The sequence below is a fragment of the Nonomuraea sp. NPDC049269 genome (assembly GCF_043197155.1).
In the GTDB taxonomy this organism is placed as follows: Bacteria; Actinomycetota; Actinomycetes; order Streptosporangiales; family Streptosporangiaceae; genus Nonomuraea.
In genome coordinates, this window is record NZ_JBICSO010000005.1 from 748,153 (window position 1) to 768,163 (window position 20,011).

The 20,011-nt window shown below is 70.6% G+C and carries 20 protein-coding genes; 7 read left to right on the forward strand and 13 right to left on the reverse strand.

Going from position 1 to position 20,011, the window contains the following annotated elements; all coding sequences use genetic code 11:
• Positions 1 to 92: 92 nt before the first annotated feature.
• A complete protein-coding gene (locus ACGFNP_RS30895) occupies positions 93 to 2,315 on the forward strand; it encodes a glycogen debranching N-terminal domain-containing protein (protein ID WP_358325521.1) in 2,223 nt (740 codons plus the stop codon).
• A 45-nt stretch (positions 2,316 to 2,360) separates the two neighbouring features.
• Here the strand turns inward: ACGFNP_RS30895 and ACGFNP_RS30900 are convergent, their stop codons facing one another.
• The 6 genes from ACGFNP_RS30900 to ACGFNP_RS30925 form a co-directional block, all read right to left on the reverse strand.
• Positions 2,361 to 3,233 carry an SDR family NAD(P)-dependent oxidoreductase gene (locus ACGFNP_RS30900; RefSeq protein ID WP_358325524.1) on the reverse strand — a complete coding sequence of 291 codons (873 nt, stop codon included), beginning with the start codon at positions 3,231 to 3,233 and terminating at the stop codon, positions 2,361 to 2,363.
• Between the two features lie 36 nt (positions 3,234 to 3,269).
• On the reverse strand, positions 3,270 to 4,055 hold the full coding sequence (locus ACGFNP_RS30905; RefSeq protein WP_358325527.1) for a chitosanase: 786 nt from the start codon (positions 4,053 to 4,055) through the stop codon (positions 3,270 to 3,272).
• A gap of 92 nt (positions 4,056 to 4,147) precedes the next feature.
• On the reverse strand, positions 4,148 to 4,753 hold the full coding sequence (locus ACGFNP_RS30910; RefSeq protein WP_358325530.1) for an FMN reductase: 606 nt from the start codon (positions 4,751 to 4,753) through the stop codon (positions 4,148 to 4,150).
• Positions 4,750 to 5,826: an LLM class flavin-dependent oxidoreductase gene (locus tag ACGFNP_RS30915; protein WP_358326028.1), complete on the reverse strand. Its 1,077-nt coding sequence runs from the start codon at positions 5,824 to 5,826 to the stop codon at positions 4,750 to 4,752. Before ACGFNP_RS30915 ends, ACGFNP_RS30910 begins: the two co-directional genes overlap by 4 nt.
• 74 nt (positions 5,827 to 5,900) lie before the next feature.
• Positions 5,901 to 6,551: an NAD-dependent epimerase/dehydratase family protein gene (locus ACGFNP_RS30920; protein ID WP_393324889.1), complete on the reverse strand. Its 651-nt coding sequence runs from the start codon at positions 6,549 to 6,551 to the stop codon at positions 5,901 to 5,903.
• A 25-nt stretch (positions 6,552 to 6,576) separates the two neighbouring features.
• Positions 6,577 to 7,026, reverse strand: coding sequence for a helix-turn-helix domain-containing protein (locus ACGFNP_RS30925; protein WP_393324891.1), 450 nt, complete (start codon positions 7,024 to 7,026; stop codon positions 6,577 to 6,579).
• A gap of 69 nt (positions 7,027 to 7,095) precedes the next feature.
• Between ACGFNP_RS30925 and ACGFNP_RS30930 the strand changes: the two genes are divergently transcribed.
• On the forward strand, positions 7,096 to 7,242 hold the full coding sequence (locus ACGFNP_RS30930; RefSeq protein WP_393324893.1) for a hypothetical protein: 147 nt from the start codon (positions 7,096 to 7,098) through the stop codon (positions 7,240 to 7,242).
• Complete coding sequence (locus tag ACGFNP_RS30935; RefSeq protein ID WP_393324895.1) at positions 7,239 to 8,213, forward strand: amidohydrolase family protein; 975 nt, start codon at positions 7,239 to 7,241, stop codon at positions 8,211 to 8,213. Before ACGFNP_RS30930 ends, ACGFNP_RS30935 begins: the two co-directional genes overlap by 4 nt.
• A 14-nt stretch (positions 8,214 to 8,227) precedes the next feature.
• On the opposite strand, the gene ACGFNP_RS30940 is transcribed toward ACGFNP_RS30935, so the two are convergent.
• Entirely contained in the window at positions 8,228 to 8,545 is a 318-nt protein-coding gene (locus ACGFNP_RS30940) for a MerR family transcriptional regulator (RefSeq protein WP_358325544.1), read from the reverse strand.
• A 69-nt stretch (positions 8,546 to 8,614) separates the two neighbouring features.
• Positions 8,615 to 9,043, reverse strand: coding sequence for an Hsp20/alpha crystallin family protein (locus tag ACGFNP_RS30945; protein ID WP_358325547.1), 429 nt, complete (start codon positions 9,041 to 9,043; stop codon positions 8,615 to 8,617).
• A 321-nt stretch (positions 9,044 to 9,364) separates the two neighbouring features.
• On the opposite strand from ACGFNP_RS30945, the gene ACGFNP_RS30950 reads away from it, so the two are divergent.
• The gene (locus ACGFNP_RS30950; protein ID WP_358325550.1) at positions 9,365 to 10,279 is read left to right on the forward strand and encodes a helix-turn-helix transcriptional regulator; all 915 of its coding nucleotides are present in this window, start codon (positions 9,365 to 9,367) and stop codon (positions 10,277 to 10,279) included.
• A 2-nt stretch (positions 10,280 to 10,281) separates the two neighbouring features.
• Here ACGFNP_RS30950 and ACGFNP_RS30955 read toward each other — a convergent pair whose 3' ends face one another.
• The 3 genes from ACGFNP_RS30955 to ACGFNP_RS30965 all read right to left on the reverse strand — a co-directional run bounded on the left by ACGFNP_RS30955 (position 10,282) and on the right by ACGFNP_RS30965 (position 13,526).
• Positions 10,282 to 11,103, reverse strand: a complete 822-nt coding sequence (locus tag ACGFNP_RS30955; protein ID WP_358325554.1) for an SAM-dependent methyltransferase — start codon at positions 11,101 to 11,103, stop codon at positions 10,282 to 10,284.
• A 99-nt stretch (positions 11,104 to 11,202) separates the two neighbouring features.
• Positions 11,203 to 12,216 carry a hemolysin family protein gene (locus ACGFNP_RS30960; protein ID WP_358325557.1) on the reverse strand — a complete coding sequence of 338 codons (1,014 nt, stop codon included), beginning with the start codon at positions 12,214 to 12,216 and terminating at the stop codon, positions 11,203 to 11,205.
• Positions 12,213 to 13,526, reverse strand: a complete 1,314-nt coding sequence (locus ACGFNP_RS30965; RefSeq protein ID WP_393324898.1) for a hemolysin family protein — start codon at positions 13,524 to 13,526, stop codon at positions 12,213 to 12,215. Before ACGFNP_RS30965 ends, ACGFNP_RS30960 begins: the two co-directional genes overlap by 4 nt.
• A gap of 69 nt (positions 13,527 to 13,595) precedes the next feature.
• Here ACGFNP_RS30965 and ACGFNP_RS30970 point away from each other — a divergent pair, with 69 nt between their 5' ends.
• Both ACGFNP_RS30970 and ACGFNP_RS30975 read left to right on the forward strand, forming a co-directional pair.
• Complete coding sequence (locus ACGFNP_RS30970) at positions 13,596 to 14,774, forward strand: acyltransferase family protein (protein ID WP_393324900.1); 1,179 nt, start codon at positions 13,596 to 13,598, stop codon at positions 14,772 to 14,774.
• A gap of 48 nt (positions 14,775 to 14,822) precedes the next feature.
• Positions 14,823 to 17,906, forward strand: a complete 3,084-nt coding sequence (locus tag ACGFNP_RS30975) for a BTAD domain-containing putative transcriptional regulator (protein ID WP_393325097.1) — start codon at positions 14,823 to 14,825, stop codon at positions 17,904 to 17,906.
• Here ACGFNP_RS30975 and ACGFNP_RS30980 read toward each other — a convergent pair.
• The gene (locus ACGFNP_RS30980) at positions 17,903 to 18,574 is read right to left on the reverse strand and encodes a hypothetical protein (RefSeq protein ID WP_358325566.1); all 672 of its coding nucleotides are present in this window, start codon (positions 18,572 to 18,574) and stop codon (positions 17,903 to 17,905) included. The two genes, ACGFNP_RS30975 and ACGFNP_RS30980, sit on opposite strands and share 4 nt — an antisense overlap.
• A gap of 40 nt (positions 18,575 to 18,614) precedes the next feature.
• On the opposite strand from ACGFNP_RS30980, the gene ACGFNP_RS30985 reads away from it, so the two are divergent.
• A complete protein-coding gene (locus ACGFNP_RS30985) occupies positions 18,615 to 19,241 on the forward strand; it encodes a TetR/AcrR family transcriptional regulator (protein ID WP_393324902.1) in 627 nt (208 codons plus the stop codon).
• Between the two features lie 7 nt (positions 19,242 to 19,248).
• Here ACGFNP_RS30985 and ACGFNP_RS30990 read toward each other — a convergent pair whose 3' ends face one another.
• On the reverse strand, positions 19,249 to 19,992 hold the full coding sequence (locus tag ACGFNP_RS30990; RefSeq protein WP_393324904.1) for a FadR/GntR family transcriptional regulator: 744 nt from the start codon (positions 19,990 to 19,992) through the stop codon (positions 19,249 to 19,251).
• Positions 19,993 to 20,011: the final 19 nt, after the last annotated feature.

A 20,011-nucleotide genomic window follows, 5' to 3' on the forward strand; every position in this document is an offset into this window, starting at 1 on the left:
CGCCGTATGGCAGGATTGGATCGTTCAAGTAAACGGAGTGTTACGCACTATCTCCCTTGGACGATTCGCCTGTCAAGATTTGGGGGCCGCTTGTGCTCGACCAAGCCACGCACCGCCTGCAGCCGTTGCTGCACGACCTCGTCAGCACGGTCCTGGCACCGACGACCGCGCTGAGCGGCACCGACGGGCAGATCAGGGCAGCCGGGGTGCAGGGTCTGTTCCATGCGGACGCGCGGGCATTGTCCCAGGTCACGCTGGCCGTGGACGGCTGGGAGCCGGAGGCCGTGGGGCATGCCGCGCAGGCCGCGGGCCGGACCAGATTCGTGTCGCTGGTCCGCCGGCTGGGCGATCCGATCGCGGACCCCACGGTCCGCGTCGACCGTACTCGCGAGGTCGCCCCCGGACGGATGGCGGAGCTCATCGAGATCGCCTCCACCGCGACCCGACCCGTGACGGCCACCGTCACAGTGGACCTGAGCTGCGACTTCGCCCCGATCGAGCTGGTGAAGTCCGGCGGCACCGCCGCTCCGGCCCCTGCCTCGCTCGTCCCGTCCGCCGGCGGTGGGTCCCTGGAGTGGCGATCCGGCCGCATCCGGGTGCGGGTGACCGGCGAGAACGCGACGGTGGAGCCGCATCCCGGCCCGCTGGAAGACGGAGGCTCGCCTGCAGGTCAAGGCTCCTTCGACGGCAATCCGTACCAAGGAGGTGGCTCTTCGGGCGGGCGGCTGCGGTGGGAGATCTCGCTCGCGCCCGGTGAGCGCGTCACGCTGCGGTGGGCCGCCGTGATCGACGACCCGGACGCGGTGGTCACCGCGCCGGCCAAGCCGCTGGAGTGGAGCGTCCCCGAGGTGACGGCCGACGACACCCGGCTCGTCCGGCTGGCGGCGCGCTCGCTCGAAGACCTGCGCTCCCTCAGGCTGGCCGAGCCCGGGGAGCCCGGGGACACGTTCCTGGGGGCGGGGGTGCCGTGGTTCCTGACGTTGTTCGGGCGCGACAGCCTCTGGGCCGCCAGAATGCTGCTGCCTCTGGGCACCGACCTGGCGGCCAGCACCCTCCGCGTGCTGGCCAGACGGCAGGGCACCCACGTCGACCCGGCCACCGGCGAGGCGCCCGGCAAGATCATGCACGAGCTGCGCCGCCACGAGCACAGCGGCGGCGGGCTGCGGCTGCCCGCCGCCTACTACGGCACCATCGACGCCACCCCGCTCTGGATCGGCCTGCTGTACGACGCCTGGCGCTGGGGCATGCCCGCCGACCAGGTCGAACCCCTGCTCCCGGCCCTGGAGGCGGCGCTCGGCTGGCTCGGCGACCACGCGGACCCGGATGGGGACGGCTTCCTGGAGTACATCGACCTGACCGGCCACGGCCTGGCCAACCAGGGGTGGAAAGACTCGGGCGACGCCGTCCGCTTCCACGACGGCCGCCAGGCCGAACCGCCCATCGCGCTGTCGGAGGTCCAGGGGTACGCCTGCGCCGCCGCCCACCAGGGGGCCGCCCTGCTGACGGCGTTCGGCCGCCCGGGGGCCGAGCGGTGGCTGGACTACGCGGGCACGATGGCCGACCGCTTCCGCGCCCGTTTCTGGGTTGGCCACCCCGCGTCGGCCACAGACAGGGGGAGCGGTCAGTCCGCGTCGGTCGCCAGTCGCGAGGGCGGCTATCCCGCGCTGGCGCTCGATCGCGACAAGCGGCCGGTCGACTCGCTGACCAGCAACATCGGCCATCTGCTCGGCACAGGGCTGCTGTCGGAGGGGGAGGAGGCGAGAGTGGCGGAGCTGCTCGGCGCCCCGGCGATGTCCGGCGCCTTCGGGCTCCGGACGATGTCGGCCGATGACGGCGCGTTCAGCCCGCTGTCCTACCACTGCGGGTCCGTCTGGTCGCACGACACCGCCATCGTTCTCGCCGGCCTGGCCAGGACCGGTCATGGGCGGCTGGCGGCGGACCTGGGGCAGGGCCTGCTGGCGGCGGCGGAGGGCTTCGACTACCGCCTGCCCGAACTCCACGCGGGCGACGACCGGGACACGGTCGGCCGCCCGGTGGCCTACCCGGCGGCCTGCCGCCCCCAGGCGTGGTCGGCCGCCGCCGCCGTGACACTGCTGCACGCGGCTGTGGGCCTGTATCCGGACGTACCCGGCGGCAAGGTGCTCCTGCGCCCACTCGCTGGAGCCCCGCTCGGCGCGGTCACGGTGCGGGGCCTGCGAGTGGCGGGCGCCGACGTCACGGTGTCGATCGACCGCTCCGGCAGGGCCGAGGTGACAGGCCTCCCGCCCGGTCTGTCGGTCGAAGTAGCGGATGGGCCGCATGGGGCCGCCGGTTGAGGCGGTGGACGGCTCGTACGCCCCGCAGGCGCCTGTGGTCGCCGGTCAGCCGGCCGAGCCGACGGAGAGTTCGGTGAGGTGGGCGTCCGGTGAGGTGGTGAGGGCGGTCAGGACCAGCGAGGCGATCGTGGACGGGCGCAGGCACTGGTCGGGGTCGTACGGCGAGCCGAACTCGGCCCGGACTTTGCGCAGCAGCTCGGTTGCCGTGCCGCCTGGGTAGATCGTGGTGACCCGGATGCCGTGCCGGTGTTCCTCGTCCCGTACGGCGTCGCCCAGCTCGCGCAGGGCCGCCTTGCTGGCCGCGTAGGCGGGCCAGCCGCGGGGGCTCAGGCCGGGTGCGGCGTTGATGAGGACCACCCGGCCCCGGCGCGTGCGCAGGGCGGGCAGGAGGAGGCGCAGGAGCTCGGCGGCCGAGGCGACGTTGACGTTGAACGTGTCGCGCCACAGTTCCACCGAGCTGTCGGCGGTGGCCACGACCTCGGCGATCCCCGCGCAGTGCACGAACGCGTCCAGCTCCCCGATCACCGGTAACGCCGCGGCCAGTGCCTCCGGCCGGGCCAGGTCCGCCACGACGATGGTGACACCTGCGGGGGCGACACCGGTGAGGGTGGCGTCGGCGGACGGAGCGGCCGGGGTCATCATGTCCGGCCACGGGAGGTTCGCCGCCATCGGGGTGATCTCCCCCAGACCGGCGACCTCGCCCACCGCGCCGGGCAGGCCCGAGCCGATGGCCTTGTGCACGCGCCCGCCCGGCCCGGTGACGTCGTCCACCCCGCAGTGCTCGTCGAGGGCGCCCAGGTGGGCGGGGTCGCGGACCACGGCCAAGACCCGGTAGCCCGCGTCCAGGAGCGCCTTGGCGATGGCCGAGCCGATGCCACCCGTCGCCCCTGTCAATAAGACCGTGCCAGCGTGGGTCATGGTCAGAGCGTGGCAGAGGCGCCGGTCGTCCGTCTATCAGGACTTGATCGTGTAGCTGTCGCCGTACACCTTCCAGGTCAGCGGCGGGTTCAGGTCGAGGTTGCCGTTCTTGAGGAAGACGCGCTGCTCGGTGTCGACGCGGGTGGTGTCCTCGTGCGCCTCCTCGGCCTTCATCGCGGCCTTGCGGGCGTCCAGGAACGCGTTGAGGTACGTCGTCTCGTTGCCGCCCTGCGCGGGGGTCTTGGCCTTGGACATCGCGGTCTTCCTGATGCCGCCGAAGCTGAGCTTGTCGCTGCCGGGGCCGTGCATGACGATCGCGTCGTAGTAGATGAACTGGCCCAGCGCCCGCAGGCCGTCCGTCTTGGCCTGCTTGACCGACGGGTTGAAGTACACGCGGTCGCGCTCGTCGTTCTGCGCCGTCTGGAAGACGGTGTCCTTGGCGGCGGTCTTCCAGTCCTTGGTGAAGTTCGGGTCGAGGCCCGTGTGCGAGTCGGTGCCGTTGACCTTGCGGAGCGCGGGCAGGTATTTGGCCAGGACATTGCCGGGCTTGCGGGCGGCGTAGAGCTCGACGAGCGCGAGCATGTCGCTGGTGCCGGAGCAGAAGCCGATGATCCCGGCCGTGTAGCCGCGGCCGTCGTCGATGTCCTCGATGTAGCCGTACTGGGCCTTCCAGTCGAGCGAGGAGTTCTCGGCACTGGACACCAGCTGCATGGCGATGTCCTTCTTGTGCGGATCGGTGAGGTCGACCGCGGCCTGGCTGGTGCCCGTGAGCGCGAGAGTGGTGGCTAAGGTGACCATGGCGACGAGAGTGGTTCGGAGCAACGTGATCTCCTGCTCTTCGTTAGGAAAGATTCCTAACGAACCATACTCACAGGAGTCATCTTATGGGGCCTATGTTGTGAAATTTGGGCCCCTTACCGGCGTAGCGCGGCGAGTTGCTGTTCGAAGGGGACGACCGGCTCCACGGGCTCTCGTGCCGGGGTGCGGTTGCGCGACAGGTCGGCCAGCTCGCCCGCGGCGCGGTCGATCCGCTCCGCCAGGCCGTCGGTGAAGTCGTCACCACCGCCGCCCCAGTCCTCCGACGCCGCGTAGACGGCGGTCGGCGCCACCACGGCCCGCAAGTACGCGAACAGCGGGCGCAACGCGTGCTCCAACGCCAGCGAGTGCCGCGCCGTCCCGCCGGTCGCCGCGATGAGCACCGGCTTGCCCGCCAGCGCGGCGGGGTCCAGGACGTCGAAGAACGACTTGAACAGGCCGCTGTAGGAGGCGCTGAAGACCGGGGTGACCGCGATCAGGCCGTCGGCCTCCGTCAGCGCCTCGATCGCCTCCCGCAGCCGGGCGCCGGGGAAGCCGGTGACGAAGTTGTTCGCGATGTCCACGGCCAGGTCGCGCAGCTCGATCACCCGCACCTCGGGCGCGGGGTCGTCAAGCCGCCGCACGGTCGCCTCGGTCAGGCGGTCGGCGAGCAGGCGGGTGGAGGACGGCTGGGTCAGACCCGCCGTGACGACGACGAGCTTCATGAACTCACCTCAGCGACTCGGGTGGTGTGGACGGGGCCGTCGGGGACGTCGGCCGGCCGGTTCGCGGCGAACTCCCGGCGCAGCACCGGCACGACCTCCTCCCCGAGGATGTCGAGCTGCTCCAGGACGGTCTTCAGCGGCAACCCCGCGTGGTCCATGAGGAACAGCTGCCGCTGGTAGTCGCCGAACGACTCCCGGAACGTCAGCGTCTTGTCGATGACCTGCTGCGGGCTGCCCACCGTGAGCGGCGTCTCCTCGGCGAACTCCTCCAGCGACGGGCCGTGTCCGTACACGGGCGCGTTGTCGAAGTACGGGCGGAACTCGCGGACCGCGTCCTGCGAGTTCTTCCGCATGAACACCTGGCCGCCGAGCCCCACGATGGCCTGCTCGGGCGTGCCGTGACCGTAGTGGGCGAACCGCTGGCGGTAGAGGGTGATCAGCCGGATGAAGTGGTCCTTCGGCCAGAAGATGTTGTTGGCGAAGAACCCGTCACCGTAGTAGGCGGCCTGCTCGGCGATCTCCGGGCTGCGGATCGAGCCGTGCCACACGAAGGGCGGCACCCCGTTCAGCGGCCGCGGCGTGGAGGTGAAGCCCTGCAGCGGCGTACGGAATCGGCCCTCCCAGTCGACGACGTCCTCGCGCCAGAGCCGGTGGAGCAGCGCGTAGTTCTCGACGGCCAGCGGGATGCCCTGCCGGATGTCCTGGCCGAACCACGGGTAGACGGGGCCGGTGTTGCCGCGGCCCAGCATCAGGTCGACCCGGCCGTCGGCCAGGTGCTGCAGCATCGCGAAGTCCTCAGCGATCTTGACCGGGTCGTTGGTCGTGATCAGCGTCGTGGCCGTGGACAGCGTGAGCCGCTCGGTCCTGGCCGCGATGTAGCCGAGCATGGTGGTCGGCGACGACGGCACGAACGGCGGGTTGTGATGCTCGCCGGTCGCGAACACGTCCAGCCCCACCTCCTCGGCCTTGAGCGCGATGGCCACCATCGCCTTGATCCGCTCATGCTCCGTCGGCGTCCTGCCGGTGGTGGGGTCCATGGTCACGTCGCCCACACTGAAGATCCCGAACTGCATATCGCTCACCGCCCTTACTATTGAAAGTTCAACAACCGCCCAAGCAGCAGGTGGCCCGGGATTATTCCGTACGGTCAGAGGGCGTTGATCTCCAGTGGTCCGAGCACCCGCCGGGGCGCTCCGCGCTCGGCCACGGTGATCATGGCTCTGCCGATCTGCTCGGTCGTGGTCACCGCCTTGGGGAAGAGCCGCCGCAGCACCGGATAGAGCGGCGCCATCGCCACGTACGCCAGCCGATACCAGGTCGTCCGCGAGGTGACGCCGTGCATGGGCTGGATGTAGCCGGGCCGGAACATGAACGCCTCAAGCGGCAGTGCCAGCAGCGCGTTCTCGGTCTGGCCCTTGACCCGGGCCCACATCGCCCGGCCGTGCTCGTCGGTGCCCACCCCGGACACGTAGACGAACGTCGAGCCGGGGCTGAGCCGCGCGAGAGTGTCGCCTGCCGCCAGCGTGTAGTCGTAGGTGACGCGCCGGTAGTCCTTCTCGCTCATGCCCGCCGAGGAGACGCCGAGGCAGAAGAAGCACGCGTCATAGCCGGACAGGTCTGCCTCGATCGGGGTGAGGTCGAGCAGGTCGCCGTGCGTGATCTCGCGCAGCTTGTCGTGGGTACGGCCGGTGGGGGTGCGGCCGACCGTGAGAACGGCCTCCACCCGGTCGTCGACCAGGCATTCCCGTAGCACGCCCTGCCCGACCATGCCGGTGGCGCCAAAGATGATGACCCTCATGCGAGCTCCGTTCCCGGCCCGAATGCTATCGCCAGATCGGCGGCGGCGAGGCGCAGCGCCGCGGTCGCGGCAGCCGGGATGGCCAGCCCGCGCGCCGAGATGCCCACGGCCCCTCGGCCACCTCCACCACGACCACCCGCCCGGCGGACAGCCGCGCCAGGTAGGCGGTGTGGCCGGTGCTCGCGGCCAGGTGACGCAGCACGGCCCCGGCCCGCGGCGGTCGGCCGAAGGCGCCGAGCATCTCGTGGAAGCGTTCGGCCACCTTCGTGCCGAGCACGTAGTCGCCGTCCTGCCGCCGGTGCAGGTAGCCCTCGTAGCACAGCGTCCGTACCAGGTGGTAGGACGTCGACAGGTTCAGCCCGCAGCGGCGCGCGATGACCTTGACCGTCAGCGGCCGGTCTGCCCGCGCGACCTCCTCCAGGACGCGTAGCGCGCGGGAGACGCTCTGGATCAAGTCGCTGGGTGCGGCAGCCATGCTTCCAATGTGCGCCATCTGAAAACCGGCGGTCTACCCGTGACCGGGCGTCGGACGGACGATGTGGCCATGGCGGACATACCGCAGTGGGCGAGTCAGGCGCTGGCCGGGGTCTATGACCCCTGCTGCAGGGAGAAGGGCATCTCGGTCGTCGAGATGGGGCTGGTCAGGTCGGTCGAGGTGACGGCCGGGTGGGCGAGGGTGGAGCTGACATGATCGACGACGTCTTCGTGTTCGACAGCGTGGCGCACATCTTCAACTTCGAGCCGAAGAACGCGTACGGCACACCGGGCCAGATGTTCTCCAACCACCTCTACGCCTTCCACACCACGCTCACGCCCGACGGGGAGACCAAGCTGTCGCCGGAGGAGTTCCTGCGTCAGTGGACGGTCGGCGACATCCGGCGCATGGTGTACGAGGAGTCGGACACGGACATGCTGGTCGCGATGCCGTTACCGCTGACCGATCTCTACCACGACGGGTTGTCGCCCTGGACGGAGTGCGCCGAGCTGGCCGCCCGTGACCCGGAGCGCACGGTGTTCTGGGGCACGGTCAACCCCCTGGAGGGCCGCAAGGCGCTCGACCTGATGGAACGTCAGGTCGGTGAGTACAACGCGCGCGCCTTCAAGCTGTACAACGTCCGCTACGACTACGGAGCGCCCTACCCGTGGCGGATGGACGACCCACGGGTGGCCTTCCCCATCTTCGAGAAGGCCCGCGACCTGGGGGTGAACCTGATCGGCGTGCACAAGGGCGTCCCGCTCGGGCCGCAGCCGATCGAGCACACCCAGACCTGGGACATGGACGGCGCCGCCGCCAACTTCCCCGACATCAACTTCGTCATCTTCCACGTCGGGCTGCCGTTCCTCGACGAGACGTGCTGGCAGCTCATCCGCTATCCCAACCTGTACGCCTCGCTGGCGGCGACGATCAACTTCGTGGTCAGGGCGCCCAGGATGTTCGCCGAGATCATCGGGAAGCTGCTGTTCTGGTGCGGCGAAGACAAGATCGTGTACGGGTCGGAGGCGCCGATCTTCCATCCGCAGTGGGCGTTGCGGGCGTTCAAGGACTTCCAGATCCCGCAGGACCTGTGCGACGGCTACGGCTACCCGCAACTCACCGACCAGGCCAAACGCAAGATCCTCGGCCAGAACCTGCTCCGCCTGCACGGGATGGAGCAGCGTTAGCTCGTCGGCGGAGGTCAGGCCAGGCCCAGTTCGGTGAGGACGGCGCGGGCTTGCTTGAGCTCGGCGCGCAGCCGGGCGAGCTCGCGTTCGAGTTCGAGGATGCGGCGGATGGCTTTGAGTGTCATGCCCTCGTCCGCCATCCGCGTGATGTGCTGGACGATCAGGATGTCATGACGTGAGTAGCGGCGCTGGCCGCCGGTGGAGCGGCTCGGGCTGAGCACGTCGTGCTGGTCCAGCCGGCGTAGGTATGCCTGCTGGACCTGCAGCATGTCGGCCACCTGGCCCAGGGAGTAGAGCGGCGCGTGCTCGTCGTCGAAGGGCAGCTCAGGCATGGGGGTCTCCTGGTTCGTCCGAGGGGCGGGTCCGAGACGCGCTCGGGGCCCGCCCCTCGGATGGCCGCGTCACGCCCGGATGGCCTTGGTGTCGCTGCGGTGGATCTCCACCTTGCGCGGCTTGGCGCGGTCGAGGACGGGGATGCGGAGGGTCAGGACACCGTTGGCGTAGCCGGCGTCGATCTTTTCGCTGTCCAGGTGCTCGGACAGGTAGACGCGGCGGGTGAAGGTGCCCATCGGACGTTCGCGGACGAACAGCCGCTCGTCCTCGCCGATCTCCTCCTCGCGGCGGGCGCTGACGCTCAGGACGCCACGGTCGACGGTCACCTCGATGGAGTCGGGGTCGATCCCCGGCAGATCGAAGCGGAGGACCACGTCGTCGTCGCGGCGCAACCCGTCCATGGGCATGATGGCGCCCTGGTCGGCGGCTTGCCGAGCCAGGCGGTTGAACTGGCGCTCGAACTCCTGGAAGAACGGGTCGATCGAAGTGAGCAGCATCTTTCCGAACCTCCCTGCGGGATCTTGGAACCTCTATGTTCAGTTGCAGGTTATCTCCTCTGTGGAATGAAGGCAAGCTGCAACCCCGTAGTCGCGGAGGTTCGTGAGCTGGCCGTGGGTTCGGGGTGGCGCCGCCCGTTCCGGACCGTCCCGTCGCAAGGGGCGTACAGCGCTCGTCGGCGGCTTGGGGAGTGTGCCGCGAATCCGGTGTCGCGACCTGGTATTCCCGCTATTAACCCGCCTCATGGCGGCAAAGCTGGCTAGCGTGGCAGGATTGTCTGAAGCGTCAGACTGCTACAGTTTGCCGATCTAGGAGCGTATATGCCGAATGCTCGGGAGATTGATGATCTGACCGAAATTTCCGGTTTGGAGTATCGTCAGTCCGGGCCGACAGCGCTGCGGATATTGGTGGGCAGGCAACTGCGCCGGCTGCGGGAGTCACGGGGTATCACTCGTGACGCCGCGGGATACGCGATCCGCAGTTCGCATTCCAAAATCAGCCGCCTGGAATGCGGGCGGACCAGTTTCAAGCTGCGCGACGTGGAAGATCTGCTCACCCTGTACGGCGTGGTCGAGGAGGCCGAGCGCGCGGTCGTGCTCTCGCTGACCAGGCAGGCCAACGCTCCCGGCTGGTGGCACGACCACCGCGACGTGGTGCCCGACTGGTTCGAGGACTACCTCGGGCTGGAGCAGGACGCGGCGATGATCCGTACGTACGAGGTCCAGTACATCCCCGGCCTGCTCCAGACGGAGGACTACGCCCGCGCGGTGATCACGTGTGGCGATCCGGACAGCCCGCAGGAGGAGATCGAGCGCCGGGTCGCGCTCCGGATGCGCCGCCAGCGGCTCCTCCAGGCGGCCACGGCGCCCACGCTCTGGGTGGTGCTGGATGAGGCGGCGCTGCGCCGTCAGGTCGGCGACGCCGCCACGATGCGCGCGCAACTCGAGCACCTCAAGGAGATGGCCGACCGCCCCCGCGTCACCATCCAGGTGCTGCCGTTCAGCTACTGCGGTCACATCGGCGGGGTCGGCCCCATCACCATCCTGCGCTTCGCCCAGGCCGACCTCGACGACATGGTCTACCTCGAACAGATCGCCAGCGCCCAGTACCTCACCAGGCGATCCGACGTGCACCCGTACCACCATCTGATGGACGAGCTGGGCATCCACGCGCAGCCGTCGGCCGCGACCCGGGCGATCCTCGATCAGATCATCGGCAAACCGGACGAGGAGTAGGCCTACGGCTTGCGGGCCACGGCGCAGAAGGCGTCCACCTCGTCGGGGACGCCGAACACGGCGGCTTCCACCCGCCAGCGGGAGACCGAGACGACGCCCGGATCCACCAGTTCGAGGCCGTCGAAGAAGTGGGCGATCTCGTCGGGGGTGCGCAGGCGGTAGGAGTAGGACTGCTCTTCGTCGTGGAGCCGTCCGGCTTCCGCGGCCGCATCGGGTTTGATGGTGTTCGTGCCGTCCTCGAACACCAGGAAGCTGCCTGACGGCAGCGCGTCCAGCAGCCGCCGCGTCAGGGCGTGCGCCTGGTCGTCGTCGAAGATCGTGCCCATGACGCCGAGGAGCATGAGCGCGGTGGGCCGGGTGAGGTCCAGCGTCTTGGCCGCGTAGTCGAGGATCGTGTCGGGGTCGCGCACGTCGGCCTCGATGTAGTCGCAGGCGCCCCGGGGATCGCTGGTCAGCAGCGCCTGGGCGTGCACCAGCACCAGGGGATCGTTGTCGACGTAGACGACGCGGGAGGCCGGGTCGACGCGCTGGGCGACCTCATGGGTGTTGTCGACGGTCGGCAGTCCAGTGCCGATGTCCAGGAATTGCCTGATACCTGCCTCTTCGGCAAGGTATCGGACGGCGCGTCCCAGGAAAGCGCGTGCGTGGCGGGCGATGTCCTCCATGCCCGGGTAGATCTGCCGCAGTTGTTCGGCGTGCTCGCGGTCTACCGGGTAGTTGTCCTTTCCGCCCAGCCAGTAATTCCACACCCGAGCCTGATGCGGCTTGGTGGCGTCGATTTTGGAGGGCAGTGCCGGATCGGATTGCGAGGGTTCATCAGACACGAAACCTTCTCCTCTTTTGTCGCCTATGTGGTGTCCAGCCCAGTCTCCCGGCCATATATCCCGCTGTCACCCACAAAACTGTGTCTGTTCGTATGTTTGTCACAAATTCGGAGGTTGGCGGACGATACCGCTGAGTACGTCGTCCAGGGTGACCACGCCGAGCATCTGCCCGCCGGCATCGGTCACGGCGGCGAGCTGGGCCCGTCGCTTACGCATGGTCGCCAGGACGTCCGCGAGCGTCGCCGTCTCGCCGATCAGCGGCAGGGGGCGGATCGGCAGCGGCTGACGCGAGCCGTGCCCGTTGAGCGCGTCCAGGACGTGCAGGTAGCCGCGCAGCTCGGCGGGGCTGTCGCCGTGCACCGGGAACCGGGAGTGACCGTAGCGGCCCGCGTACTCCTGCAGCCCGAGGCTGTCGATCGTCGCGGGCACGCTCACCACCTCGTCGATCGGCACCATGACCGTGGCGACCGGGCGAGCGTGCAACGCGAGCGTGGCGATCATCCGGTCGCGCTCGTCCTGGCGGAGCAGTTTGTGCTGGCGAGACTCCTCGATCAGCACCGGGAGTTCCTCCGAGGTGTAGACGGTGCGGATCTCGTCGGTCGGCGGGATGCGCAGCAACCGCAGCACCACATCCGACATGGCCTTGATCAGGGTGAGCAGCGGGCGTATCGCTCGGGCGAGGACGAACAGGGCGGGCACCAGCCACAGCGCCGCCGTGTTCGGGCCGGACAGCGCGAGGTTCTTCGGCACCATCTCACCGATGATCACGTGCGCGGAGACCACCAGGAGCAGCGCCAGGGCGAAGGCGACCGGATGCACCATCTTCTCGGGCAGCCCCACGGCCGCGAAGAGCGGCTCCAGGGCACGTGCCACGACCGGTTCGCCGAAGGCGCCGAGCATGAGCGAGGCCAGCGTCACGCCGAGCTGGGCCGCCGCCAGCATCGTGGGCATCGTGTTCATGGCGGCGAGCACCGCCTGCGCCCGGCGCGAGCCCGCCTGCGCCTGCGGATCGAGCTGGGTACGGCGCGCGGAGATGAGGGCGAACTCGGCGCCCACGAAGAACCCGTTGACGGCCAGGAGCAGCACGAGGACCAAGCCGTCGGTGATGGTCATGAGAGGTCCTGACTCGGCGCGGTGAGGGTGATCTGCTCGATGCGCCGGTTACGCATGGACTCCACCCGGAGCGTCCACCCGTCGACGTCGACTTCGTCGCCTGGATCGGGGATGCGGCCGAGCCGGGCCATGACCAGGCCCGCGAGCGTCTCGTAAGGCCCTTCGGGCATGCGGAACCCGGTGCGTTCCTCGACCTCGTCCGCCCGCAGCACGGCCGGCGCGCTGATCGAGGCGCCCGGCGCGAGCAGCGCGGCCGTGGGCTCCGCCGACTCCTCCTCGGGTAGGTCGTACTCGTCGGCGATGTCGCCGATCAGCTCCTCCACCAGGTCTTCCACGGTGACGATGCCGGCGAAGCCGCCGTACTCGTCGATCACCACGGCCATCTCGACACCCGTCGAGCTGAGCCGTTCCTGAACCACCTCCAGGTTCACCGACTCCGGCACCGTGACCGCCGGCCTGGCGATCGCGGTCACCGGTGTCCGTTCCCGCTCCGCCACCGGCACGGCGCACGCGCGGGGGACGCTGGCCACGCCGAGGATGTCGTCCAGCTCCGCGCCGCCCACCGGGATGCGCAGGTGCCGGGTGCGGCGGGCCAGCTTGAGGAACTCGGCGACGCTGCTGGATCCGGCTATGGTCACGCAATCCGTACGCGGGGTCATCGCCTCGGCCGCGATCTTGCCGCCGAAGCGCAGCGCCCGCTGGAGCATGGCGGCCGTGCTCGGCCGCAGCACCCCGGCCTCGGCCGAGAGCCGCACCAGCAGGCCCAGCTCCTCGGGGGAGCGGGCCGAGGCGAGCTCCTCCTGCGGCTCGGCCCCCAGACGGCGGACCAGGCCGTTGGCCACCGCGTTGCACACCTTGATCAGCGGTCCGAACGCCGCGGAGAACACCCGCTGCGGCGGCGTCGCCAGCCTGGCCACGGCCATCGGCCTCGACAGGGCGGCGTTCTTGGGCACCAGCTCGCCCAGGACCATCTGCGCCACCGTGGAGATGACGATCGCCAGGACGACGGCGGCGCCACGACCGGCCGGAACGTCGTCCAGCAGCGGTTCGAGCAGGTCGGCGATGGCCGGCTCGGCCACGACGCCGAGCAGCAGGGACGTGACGGTGATGCCGAGCTGCGCCCCGGACAGGTGGAACGACAACCGCCGCACCGCGGCCTCGATCCCCTGCGCGCCCCGATCCCCGGCCTGCGCGAGCTGGTGGACCCGTACGCGTTCGACGGTCACCAGGGAGAACTCCGCCGCGACGAAGATCCCGTTGGCCAGGATCAAGGCCAGCGCCCCGAGCAGGAAGAGCACATCCAGGACCATGGGCGAAAGCTAGCACCAGGGGAAGACAAGTGTGTCTGGCAGAGTCACCGTTTCGATACGTTGGACCATATGACGACTTCTCACCTAGAGGCCCCCCAAGTCGTTCAACCGGCGCTGCCCAGACTCGCCTGGCTGGACGCGCTGCGGGGCATCGGCGCGCTCGCGGTCGTGGGTGAGCACCTGATGACCTGGGCCATGCCCTGGTTACGGCCCATCTCCTTCAACCTCGGCATGTACGGCGTGCTGGTGTTCTTCCTGGTCAGCGGGTACGTCATCCCGATCTCGCTGGAGCGGCACGGCGACGTGCGGGCCTTCTGGATCGGCCGCCTCTTCCGCCTGTACCCGCTCTACCTCGCGGTCGTCGGCCTGGTCCTGGCCCTGTCGTGGTGGATACCGGTGCGCGCCGAGGTGCCCCGGGATCCCTCTTCGGTGGCCGCGCACGCGACCATGCTGATGGACGTGGTCGGCGCCGGTGCCGTGGTGAACACCATGTGGACGCTGTCGTACGAGATGGTCTTCTACCTGCTGGTGGCCGCTCTGTTCGTGACCGGGAACCGTGGTGGTCGCGGGCTGCTGGCGGTCGCGTTCGGGCTGGCCGCCGTCATCACCGGCCTCGCGCTGTCCAGCACGCCGCTGGCCGGCGGGTGGCTGGCCTGGGTGTCGTTCGCGGTGTTCGCCGTCGGGCTGGTGTGTGTGATCTCCGGCCGGATGCGGACGGCCGCGTGCTGCGCGCTGGGGATGATGGCGCTGGCGTTGCTGCTGCTGAGCAGCCGTGTGCCGTGGTTCGGCGCCGCGATGCTCGCGGTGATGTTCATCGGCACGGCGATCCATCGATGGGAGCGTGGGCAGGGCGGTCTGTGGCCGGTGGCCCTGGCCGCGTCGCTGGTGACGCTGTCCCCCTTCTGGGCGATCAACGCCGGGTGGTGGTGGGTGCGGCCTCAGGTGTGGGCGCTGACCATCGCCCTGGCGGCCTTGACGTTCGCCGGTGGCATGGCCTGGCGTAGGCGGCGCGTGCCGTACGTCCTCACCTGGCTCGGAGTGATCAGCTACTCCCTCTACCTGACGCACCTGCCGATCCTCACCCTCGTCATCCAGGTGGTGGGCGAAATGCGCTGGTCGCCCTGGCCGATGCAGATCGGCATCGGCCTGTTCGTCATGGGCGTGGTCCTGCCGGGCAGCTGGCTGACCTACCGATTCCTGGAGCAGCCCATGCAGCGCCTCGGCCGCCGGCTGGCTCGCGCGCGATGATCGGCGCCGCCGCCGTCCGCCGGGTGGCAAGCTTGGGGCGTGCGTGTGATGCTGCTCGGCCGGTTCGAGATACGCGACGATGAAGACCAGCCGGTCGAGATCCCCGGCGCGAGGGTGCGCGCACTGCTGGCCAGGCTCGCGCTCGAACCCGGCCGGGTCGTGCCGATCGACGTTCTCACCGCGGCCATCTGGGGCGATGAGCCGCCGGCGGGCAGCGCCAACGCCCTGCAGTCCCTGGTTTCCCGCTCCCGCCGGCTGCTCGGCGCCGCGGCGATCGAGTCGCAACCGCCCGGCTACCGCCTGGCGCTCGAACCCGACGACGTCGACGTCACCCGGTTCGAGCGGCTGACGACCGCCGGCAGCCTCGCGGCGCTCCGTGCGGCCGAAAGCCTGTGGCGGGGGCCCGCGCTCGCGGATCTCGCCGACCTGCCGTTCGCCGCCCCCGCGGGGGTACGCCTGGCCGAGCTGCGGTTGTCGGCCACGGAAGAGCGGCTGGAGCTGGAGCTGGCCGAAGGCACCGACATCCTGGGCGAGCTACGGCCGCTGGCCGCCGCGCACCCGTTGCGCGAACGCCTGCAGGGCCTGCTGATGCGCGCCCTCTACGCGGCCGGTCGGCAGGCGGACGCGCTCGACGCCTACGAGCGGACCCGGAGCACGCTGGCCGACGAGCTCGGGGTCGATCCGTCGGCGGAGCTGGCCGAGCTCCACCTGGCGATCCTCCGCCACGATCCGCGGCAGCAGTCCCGCAGCCGGACCCGGCGCACCAACCTGCGCGCCCAGGTGACCAGTTTCGTCGGCCGGGAGCAGGAGCTCGCGCAGCTCGCGAAGGCGCTGGAAGCCGGTCGGCTGGTCACCGTCGTCGGGCCGGGCGGCGCGGGCAAGACGCGGCTGGCCGCCGAGGTCGCCGACCGCTCCGCCGAGCTCGCGCCCGACGGCGTCTGGCTGGTCGAGCTCGCAGCGGTGACCGAGCCGCTCGACGTCGCCCACGCGGTGCTCACGGCGATCGGCGCCAGGGACGCCGGCTGGTTCGAGTCCGAGGGCGCAGCGGCGCACCGTGACGCGACCGGCCGGCTGGCCGAGGCGCTGGAGGGCCGGCGTGTGCTGCTGGTCCTGGACAACTGCGAGCACGTCGTGTCGGCCGTCGCCGTGCTGGCCGACCGCCTGCTGGGCGCCTGCCCCGACCTGCGCATCCTGGCCACGAGCAGGGAGTCCCTGGCCATCGGCGGCGAGAGCCTCTACCCCATCCCGCCCCTGGAGTGGCCGGCGGCCACGGTCCACGATCCGCGGACCTATCCGTCCGTACGGCTCTTCATCGAGCGCGCGCTCTCGGTCCGTCCCGGCTTCGTGCCGGACGAGGGCAGCCTCGCCACCGTCATCGAGATCTGCGCACGGCTCGACGGGATGCCGCTGGCCATCGAGCTGGCCGCCGCGCGGATGCGCGCGTTGAGCGTCGAGCAGATCGCGGCCAAGCTCGACGACCGCTTCCGCCTGCTCACCAGCGGCAGCCGTACGGCCCTGCCACGGCACCGGACCCTGCAGGCCGTCGTGGACTGGAGCTGGGATCTGCTGTCCGGCCGCGAACGCGAACTCGCGATGCTCCTGGCCGCCTTCCCCGGTGGCGCCACGCTCGGCGCGCTCGAAGCGGTGAGCGGGCCGGAGGCCGCCGACGTGCTCGACGCCCTCACCGCGCTGGTGGACAAGTCCCTGGTCGAGCTCTCCGGCGAGCGCTATCGCATGCAGGAGACCGTCCGGTCGTACGGGATGGCGCGGCTGATCGAGGCCGGACACGACCGGGCGGTCCGCGACCGGCACGCCCGCCACTTCCTCCGGCTCGCCGAAACCGCCGACGCCGAGCTGCGCGCGGCGGACCAGCTCCACTGGATGGCGCGGCTGCGGGCCGAAGACGACAACCTCCTGGCCGCGCTGCGGTACGCGGCCGAGGCCGCGGACGCGGAGCTGGGCGTGCGGCTCCTGGCGGCCCTGTGGTGGTTCTGGTATTTGCAGGGCCGCAACATCGAGGGCATGCACTGGGCGCGCGGCATCCTGGACCTGCCCGGCGAGGTGCCCGACGCGCAGCGCCCGGTGCGGCTGGTGCTGGAGGGGTTCGCCCACCACGGGCTCGGCGCGGCCGAGGCGGCCCGGCAGGCGGTCGACACCGGCATCGAGCTGCGTGACCGGCTGGACGGCGAGCTGTCCGGGCGGGTCCTGCTGCTGTTCGCGCCCGTGTGGCTGGGCGATCCGGCGGGGGCCGCGCGGGCCGCCGGACGGATGCTGCCGCGGCTCACCGGCTGGGAACGGGCGACGACGCTGCTGATGCTGTCGATCATGGCGGAGAGCGAGGGCGACATCACCCGGGCCTTCACCCTCCTGGAGGAGGCCCGCCAAGGGCTGCGGGCCCTCGGCGAACGCTGGGCCCTGTCCTCGGCGTTGCGGATGCTCGCCGAACACCAGGCCCGCCAAGGCGACCTGGCCGCTTCGATCGACGCGCGGCTGGAGGCGCTCCGCCTGGCCGGCGAGCTCGGCATCCTCGAAGATCAGGCCGCCATCCTGGCCTACCTCGCGATCTCGCGCGCCCGGCTCGGCGAGCTCGACCTGGCCCAGGCCGACATGGAGGCGGCCTGGGAGTTCGTGGAGCGGCTGCGTAAGCAGGAGGGCATCGAGTACGTCCGGCTGGCGCGGGCCGAGGTCCTGCTCAGACGCGGCGAGCGGGCGGCGGCCCGGCGTGAGCTCGACGCGGTGGAAGCCGCGACCCCCTACTCCGCGGTCCGCGCGTCGGCCGGCTGCTACCGGGCGATGGCCGCCCTGCTCGACGGCGACGTGGCCGGCGCCCGGCCGCTGCTCGACACCGCGATCGAGCTGGCCGCCGACGCGGCGGACATGCCGACCCTGGCCGGCGCGGCACACCTGTGCGCCGCGCTCGCGCTGGCCGACGGCGAACCCGCGCGGGCCGCCCACCTGCTCGGCCTGGCCACCGCGCTGCGCGGGACCGCCGACCTCAGCGGGTTCGACAATCTGCTGCGGCCCGCCGAACGCGCCCGCGCCCTGCTCGGCGACGCGGCGTTCGCCTCGGCCTACGACAGCGCCGCCGCGCTCACCCGAGATGTCGCCGTCCAGGCCGTACGGCGGCGCTAACGCGTCTGGTCGCGGTTGAGGCGGATCAGCGTGATGCCGTACGTGATGATCCAGACCACCCACATCAGCCAGCCGAGCAGACCGAGCAGGCCGAGCGGACCGGCGTGGTCGATGACCAAGGGGGCGAGGGTGGCCGAGCCGAACATCAGCGCGGCCGACACCAGCCCCCAGGTGCCATGCCATGACCGGAGGAGACCGGCACGCAGGCCGCCGATCGACAGGCCGAGCATGGCGAGGGCCAGGAAGGTGCCGTTGAGGGTGAACAGCGCGCCGTGCAACCCCCAGAGCCCCGAGCTCGCCGTGCTGTCGTGGGCGAGCGCGAGGCGGATCGCGATGATCCCGGCGAAGGCGGCGTTCTGCAGGGCCAGGCCGGTGAATCCGAGCAGCGACCAGGCCTCGCCCCGGTCGTGCTCGGACCGCCGCAGCGCGGAGACCGCGCCCGCGCCGAACAGCGTGGCCAGCACCCAGGCGGCGGGGGTGAGCGCGGAGGAGATGCCGACGATGCCGCCCTTCGCGCCGAAGAACGCGGTGACCTCGCCGATCTCGGCGCCGGTGAGCGGCAGGCCGGCGGGGACCGCGATCACGTTGCTGAGGACGATCAGCCCGGCGAAGCCGAGGGCGGCGATACCGCTGATCTGGGGGAAGCCCATGGTGGGTTGTCGTAGCATGTATTCATTATAAACAGCGTAAAGTCATGTGGAGTGAATCATGGATGCAGAGCCGGGCCGGCGCCGCTACGACTCGTTGCGCCGGACCACACAGGCGCAGGAGACGCGGGCCGAGATCGCCCAGGCCGCCCGCCGGCTCTTCGTCTCCCAGGGGTGGGCGGCGACGACCGTACGCGACGTGGCCCGCGAGGCGGGGGTCTCCGTGCCGACGGTCTACTCGACGTATGGGAACAAGGCCGGGCTGACCCGGGCCCTGGCGGACGCGGCCGACCTGTCGGCCGACGTGCCGCGGATGCTCGCGGAGCTGGAGGCCCCGGCGACGGACCCCGGGCGGCAGCTCGCGGCGATGGCCGCCTATGACCGGCGGCTGTTCGAACGCGCGGGCGACATCATCACGCTGGTGCGCGAGGCCGGCCGTACCGAGCCCGAACTGGCGACGACCTACCGCGACGCCCGCGGCCGGGGCGACGAGACCCGGGTCCAGGTGTTCTCCTCCTGGCCGGCCGACGTCCTGCGATCCGGCTTGGACGTGCGGGCGGCCGTCGACATTTATGCGGCCGTCTGCAACATCGACGTCTACACCACGCTCACCACCGAACGCGATTGGTCACCCGATCGAGTCCAGCGGTGGTGGAGCGAGGCGCTGGCCCGCGAACTCCTGGCCTGAGGTGTCCCTAGGGGCCGGCCGCGTCGTCCACGGGCAAGGGGCGGGCTTTGAGGCCGGCGAGCATCTCGTCACGGAAGAACCTCAGGTGCTGCCGCCAGATCTCGCCCGCCCGCTCGGCGTCGCCGTCCTCGATGTACTGGATCACCATCCGCGCCTCGTCCATGTGGCCCTTGCGGGTGTGGTCGGGGATCAGCGCCTGGGAGCGGAGCGCCACCCAGCGTGGCGACTCGGTGTAGCGCAGTGCTTCCTCCAGGGCCCGCTCCAGGATGGGGTTGCGGGCGGCGCGGGCGATGGCCCGGTGAACCGGCAGGTCGCTCTGGTAGTGGCCGGTCGTGCGGAACTCCTCTTCGAGCGCTCGGCCTATGGCCTTCAGTTGTTCGATGTCCTCGGGGTAGCGCTTGGCCGCGGCGAGCTCGGCGAGCTGTGGTTCCACGGCGAGCCGGGCCTCGAAGACCTGGGTCGGCAGCAGCTCGATGCCCCAGTTCTCCACATGCGAGGCGGTGGCGACGACGACGTTGCCCCGCCCCTGATAGGACTGGATGATGCCGGCGAGTTCGAGGGCGGCGAGCGCCTCGCGGAGCGTGGGGCGGCTGACCCCCAGCCGCTGGGCGAGGTCGCGCTCCGAGGGCAGGCGCTCATAGCGCTCGATCGGCTGGTCCCGGATGGCCGTGACGATCCGGTCCGCGACCTGCGCGGCCGCACTGCGTACCACGACCGGGGCGAACAGATCGTCAGGGGGTTCGGTGTTCATCTCACATCCATCGTGAAGG

What these genes read in the sequence shown, in the direction of transcription:
- ACGFNP_RS30980 (WP_358325566.1), bottom strand. Translation starts at nt 18,574, where the DNA reads ATGCTACGACAACCCACCATGGGCTTCCCCCAGATCAGCGGTATCGCC.
- ACGFNP_RS30920 (WP_393324889.1), bottom strand. Translation starts at nt 6,551, where the DNA reads ATGAGGGTCATCATCTTTGGCGCCACCGGCATGGTCGGGCAGGGCGTG.
- ACGFNP_RS30965 (WP_393324898.1), bottom strand. Translation starts at nt 13,526, where the DNA reads ATGGTCCTGGATGTGCTCTTCCTGCTCGGGGCGCTGGCCTTGATCCTG.
- ACGFNP_RS30910 (WP_358325530.1), bottom strand. Translation starts at nt 4,753, where the DNA reads ATGAAGCTCGTCGTCGTCACGGCGGGTCTGACCCAGCCGTCCTCCACC.
- ACGFNP_RS30915 (WP_358326028.1), bottom strand. Translation starts at nt 5,826, where the DNA reads ATGCAGTTCGGGATCTTCAGTGTGGGCGACGTGACCATGGACCCCACC.
- ACGFNP_RS30930 (WP_393324893.1), top strand. Translation starts at nt 7,096, where the DNA reads ATGGCGGACATACCGCAGTGGGCGAGTCAGGCGCTGGCCGGGGTCTAT.
- ACGFNP_RS30900 (WP_358325524.1), bottom strand. Translation starts at nt 3,233, where the DNA reads ATGACCCACGCTGGCACGGTCTTATTGACAGGGGCGACGGGTGGCATC.
- ACGFNP_RS30935 (WP_393324895.1), top strand. Translation starts at nt 7,239, where the DNA reads ATGATCGACGACGTCTTCGTGTTCGACAGCGTGGCGCACATCTTCAAC.
- ACGFNP_RS30940 (WP_358325544.1), bottom strand. Translation starts at nt 8,545, where the DNA reads ATGCCTGAGCTGCCCTTCGACGACGAGCACGCGCCGCTCTACTCCCTG.
- ACGFNP_RS30950 (WP_358325550.1), top strand. Translation starts at nt 9,365, where the DNA reads ATGCCGAATGCTCGGGAGATTGATGATCTGACCGAAATTTCCGGTTTG.
- ACGFNP_RS30975 (WP_393325097.1), top strand. Translation starts at nt 14,823, where the DNA reads ATGCTGCTCGGCCGGTTCGAGATACGCGACGATGAAGACCAGCCGGTC.
- ACGFNP_RS30990 (WP_393324904.1), bottom strand. Translation starts at nt 19,992, where the DNA reads ATGAACACCGAACCCCCTGACGATCTGTTCGCCCCGGTCGTGGTACGC.
- ACGFNP_RS30985 (WP_393324902.1), top strand. Translation starts at nt 18,615, where the DNA reads ATGGATGCAGAGCCGGGCCGGCGCCGCTACGACTCGTTGCGCCGGACC.
- ACGFNP_RS30925 (WP_393324891.1), bottom strand. Translation starts at nt 7,026, where the DNA reads ATGGCTGCCGCACCCAGCGACTTGATCCAGAGCGTCTCCCGCGCGCTA.
- ACGFNP_RS30960 (WP_358325557.1), bottom strand. Translation starts at nt 12,216, where the DNA reads ATGACCATCACCGACGGCTTGGTCCTCGTGCTGCTCCTGGCCGTCAAC.
- ACGFNP_RS30970 (WP_393324900.1), top strand. Translation starts at nt 13,596, where the DNA reads ATGACGACTTCTCACCTAGAGGCCCCCCAAGTCGTTCAACCGGCGCTG.
- ACGFNP_RS30945 (WP_358325547.1), bottom strand. Translation starts at nt 9,043, where the DNA reads ATGCTGCTCACTTCGATCGACCCGTTCTTCCAGGAGTTCGAGCGCCAG.